The organism is Lamprobacter sp. (assembly GCF_034860625.1).
Taxonomy (GTDB): domain Bacteria; phylum Pseudomonadota; class Gammaproteobacteria; order Chromatiales; family Chromatiaceae; genus Lamprobacter.
On record NZ_JAYESN010000236.1, the window covers coordinates 1 to 4601 of the forward strand.

The window sequence follows — 4601 nt, forward strand, 5'->3', positions numbered from 1 at the left end:
CATCCACCTCGAGATCGACGGCGTCGCCGTCCATCAGGCTGTCGACGATCTGCTCACGCCAGCGCTGCTCTTTGGCGAGGTCGGAGCTGACGGATGCCTCCGACTGTGCTAGCGCGGCAGCGGTCGGCAAGATCAGGCAGGCGAGGATCAGTGCAGCGAGGTTTTTCATGGCAAGGGCTCCTGAGGGTGGCTGGCTCTAGCTTGCCCGAAGGCGCGGATCAGCGTCGAGTCCGGTGGTCTGATCCACCGCGATGGCGGTCTGCCGTTGACCACTAAGGCAACCCCCGTCGCACCGCCTCCCAGACCTGATCGGCCGCCTCCTGCCCGATCTCCCCGGCATCGAGCCCCTCGGTCCGCGCCGCACTGCGCTCAGCCGCATTGGTGCGAGCCCCAGTGCTCAGCTCCGAACCCGTCCCGGTCAGCGCCTCCAGATCGATGGTCTCAGGCGTGGGAAACTGCCCAGCCTGAGTCAACAACGCGATCCACTCCGACAGATCGATCCGCGACCAGTCCAACCGCTCCAACTCCTGCAGCGACAGCCCCCGGCAGTTGGGATGCTCAGGCTCACCCCAGCTCCGACCCAGCTGCGGGTAGGCCTGCTCATTGATGATCCGCGCCAACGGCGTGTTGAAGCAGCAGAACGCCTTCTGCTTCTCGATGCAGATCCCCAGGATGTCGCTGTCACAATAGCTGCCGACATAGTGACAGGTCCGAAGCTCACGCTGCACCCCCAGCTCGAACTCATCCTCCTCGCAGGTCCAGATGATCCGAATCAGGATCATCACCACGCTGTAGATCAGATAGGCCGTCATCGCCCAGGCCAGGGTGGTGCCGATCAGCCCGCCAAGCTGAATGTTCCCGGCCTGCACCGTGCCGTTGACCACCGCCTGTCCGCCGCCCTCGACGACAAACAGCGCATTGGCCGCCGCATCGCCGAACACCTGCGCGGTCCAATCCACGGTCTGGCGCAGCAACGCCTGTTTAGCCGCATCGAGCGAGAGCCTGGCCCCGGCTTCACTGGAGGCCGCTGCGCTATTGCCGACCAGGTTGTTCGCCGCCGAGGTGATGGTCTCGCTCACCGCATCCCAGGTGTCGACCAGCGGATCGCGCAGCAGCTCCCAGCCGCCACGCAGGCTGCTGCCGGACTCGCTGGCCATGATCGCGGCATCGATCTTGGTCACGGCGACGATCAGCTGGATGTAGTCGACCAGCGAGACACCTGCGGGGGTCTCGCAGCAATCGACGATGCCACCGACCGCCTGCTTGCACTCGGCCGCTTTGCCTTTGAAGATCTGACACTGACCGGGACTGGTGCAGTCGCTGTCGCTGAGCACGTACTGCGCGGTCTGCAGCGCCGCCGCGGCCTCGCCGAAGTCATCCGACTGCTCGAAGGTCAGATCCACGCAGTCATTGCCCAGACAACGCACTGGCCCGGCGCAGTCCATCTCGGTCTCGCGGGAGATGTCCGGGATCTCGGCGGTGGTGCCGCAGTCGTAGCGCGATTCGGTGGCATAGCAGACCCCGTAGCGATCGCGGGCACCCTCGATGCAGGTCGAGCCCAGATAACCACAGTTCGGATCGGCTGCCAGCGGGCCACAGTCGTTCTCGATGTCGCCGGGGTTGAAGGGACAGTGCGTTTGGCCCTGCGGATCGGTCCAGCACTGCATGTCACCACTGCTGAACCCGGCACAGTCCGCGCTGATCGCCAGTTCGCGGCAGAACGGACTCAGCCAGGGCACTGGTGAAGGGCCGAAGTCACCCGGGCAGATCAAGACGCCAACGGTCTCATAGCAGCCGTTCGCATTCAGCGCCGGCGCGCCGGAGCAGAGCGCCTCGCCGTCACAGAAGGCACTGTCGCGGATGGTCTCCGCCAGATGGACGCAGGCCTCGGGGGCATCCCAGCCGTGGTCATGCAGCGGCAGCGGCGTGAACTGAATCCGGATCGAGACCCGATACGGCGCCTGGGCGACGTACCAATGCCCGGCGTCGGTCTGAAAGCGATAGTCGTTGGCGACGGTGAAAGAACCCCCGTTGCGCAAGGCCGCGGTCGCCTCATGCCCGCTCAGCGCCGTGCGCTGGATCGAATCAAAGTTGCCCGTGCTACTGTCGGCCTGGCTGTAGTCGGGAAAGGCGATCGACCAGGATTGGTCGAGCGCATCGATCTGGCAGTCCCAGTCACAGCCGGTGTCGAACTCGGTCGCCTGCGGCTCGACGCTGATCGCAATCCGCTGAATGCGTCCCGGGTCGTTGATGGTGAAGCCGAAGGTCTGGGCCGGCAGAAAGCCACAGTCGGGACAGGAGGGCTGATGCGCGGCGCCGGGGAAATCGTAGACGACATCGATACAGCCATGGGCGCAGTTGGTCTGCACCGCGCCACCCGAGACGGAGACGATGTGATCGGCCGGCGGCAGGTCATAGGCATGCGAGAGCGAGCATTCCCCACCCTGCTGCACCTGCTGGCAGGTCTCGATCTCGGGCAGATGGACCGGGCGCGTGCCGGTCTGGAACTGCGTGTCGATCGCACAATCGCCAAAGCCATTGGCCAGGTCGGCCATGCCATCGATGACGCGATCGGTCTGGGACCAGACCGGGTCGGCACGCAGATCCGTCGCTGAAACGCCGACATTGGTGTAGAGGCTCTGGAAGGCCTCGGCCTGCGCGCCCTCTTCTTCCAACAAGGCCGACTGTTCGGCGCGACCGCGTGCGCTCAGGCCCTCAGGCTGGCCATAGAGGGCGGAGAAGTCCGCCGCGCTGCCGCTCGAGGCGCCGGGAAAGAGATCGTTGGTGCTGACGGACTGGGTCTCGCCGTTGACCTGGAATTGGAGTTGATCGCCCTCCAGGGTCGGCAGCGCAAACGCCGCGGCTTGGCCCTGACCGAAGGCTTGTCCGGCCCGACCCAGATCGGCCAGCTCATCGCCCCAGACCAGTGCCCAAGGCGTCCAGGCGATGCAGAGGCAGAGCAGTCCGACGAGGAGTCGATACCCCATCGATGGCCCGGCGGACGGTCCGCAGTCAGTGACCGGAACTTGGCGCAGACAGGCCGCGCCGACGATCAACCAGTCGACGACCAACCCATTCATCATCCCGCCGACACTCGGCTCAGAACGTCGCACAACAATCCTGCCAGCGCCACAGCACATAGAGGTGATCCTCACCGGGACCGGGATAGGTGCGATGAATGCCCCAGCGAAATGGGCTCTCGCCGATCACATGGGCGCTGTTGGCCTCCGGCAACGGATAGAACATCGACAGCTTGTACTGGCGCTTCGGCAGAAAGGGCGCGAGTGGGGCCTCGCATAAGGCACCATCGCCCATCGTCTGCCGCGCCAGACCGCGCCGATGCAGCGCCGCCATGACCCGGGTGGCCGACAACGAGGTCGCCCGCACCCGCGAGCCGAGCGTCGGCTGCGCCCCGGCAAAGGGATAGATCAGCCCCCAGGTGCCGGCACACCAGAACAGCGCATCGATCGGGTTACCCGCCGTGGCGGCGACGCCATCGGCCAGGCAAGCCGCCTGCGCGGCAGGAGAGGCCAGCCAGGTCGCCTCGGGATGGGCGAAGAAGCCGAGCTCGGCGTTGTTCCAGGTCGGATCGAGCTCGGTGAAGTGCAGCAGGTCCAGCTCGCTGAAACCATCCGGGTTGCAGCGATCGTCGAAGAACAGATCCAACATCACCAACAGCGGGAAGGCATAGACATGGACGTTGTAGAAGGCCGCTTCGCTGTCGTCCAACTCGCCCTGGCCACCGCTACCCAGCAGCCGAACATCGCCGAACGGCAGGCGAATGCCACCCAAGGCTGGGGTGCAGGTCGGATTGCGCACCAGCTCGATGATCCGCGCTGGCTCCCAGAGGCCGATGGTGAAACCCGGACGCGGCACACCGAGGCCATCGCGACAGACACAGACCGAGGCATCGCTGGCACCCTCAGGCACCCGACCACCGCCGATCGGCATGCCGGCGATGCGCACCGGAAACAGACAGGACCAGCAGATGTCGGTGATCAGCCTGCCGCTGAGCAGTTCCGCATCCGGGCAGGCGGCGTCGGCGGCCTGTGTCGATGGGCTCAGCAGGAGCGCGCTGAGCAGGATCAGTGCGATCAGCGGACCAGGCCAGGATCTGCATCGTTGACCCCGAAACGCCTGCGCAGGAGGTCGAAGACGCGTTAGCCGGTCGCCCAGAAGCCCCGTCATGGCAAGACAGCGGGCGAGTGAAGCCGGTGGCGAACGCTGTTGATTCCGGCTTGAACGGGTTTCGGTTGTCATTCACCCCCCTCCTCTGTCTCGCTCAGCGTCAGGGGTCGCACCGCATCGATGCTCCGATCACTGGCGCCCGGCATTGCGGTCTCGGTGACCCGGAATCGAAGCCCCTCGGCCTCGACGACGGCCGGCACGCGCTCCAGGGCGAAGCGCCGGCGCAACGCCGGGGTGAGCAGGAAGACCCGTCGGTCGAGCTGCGTCATCAGCTGTTCGAGTCCCGTCCAGCCAGACTCAAGCGGCAGATCGGTGATCAGGAACACACTGGCCTTCGATGAAGGTTCAGCCGCCAGCGACTGGGCAAAGCCCACCTGGCGGGTATCGGTGGCATCGAACACGACCAGGCGTTG

The 4601-nt window shown here is 65.6% G+C and carries 2 protein-coding genes and 1 pseudogene; all 3 read right to left on the bottom strand.

Translation table 11 applies throughout. The annotated features are described in order from the left end of the window. Positions 1-272: 272 nt before the first annotated feature. On the bottom strand, positions 273-3083 hold the full coding sequence (gene traN / locus VBE63_RS24940) for a conjugal transfer protein TraN (protein WP_323685710.1): 2811 nt from the start codon (positions 3081-3083) through the stop codon (positions 273-275). 16 nt (positions 3084-3099) lie between these two features. Next, positions 3100-4260 carry a TraU family protein gene (locus VBE63_RS24945; RefSeq protein WP_323685711.1) on the bottom strand — a complete coding sequence of 387 codons (1161 nt, stop codon included), beginning with the start codon at positions 4258-4260 and terminating at the stop codon, positions 3100-3102. Further along, positions 4257-4601: pseudogene (locus VBE63_RS24950) on the bottom strand (hypothetical protein); the annotation flags it as partial. The gene VBE63_RS24945 and the pseudogene VBE63_RS24950, both read right to left, overlap by 4 nt.

What these genes read in the sequence shown, in the direction of transcription:
- VBE63_RS24945 (WP_323685711.1), bottom strand. Translation starts at nt 4,260, where the DNA reads ATGACAACCGAAACCCGTTCAAGCCGGAATCAACAGCGTTCGCCACCG.
- traN (WP_323685710.1), bottom strand. Translation starts at nt 3,083, where the DNA reads ATGATGAATGGGTTGGTCGTCGACTGGTTGATCGTCGGCGCGGCCTGT.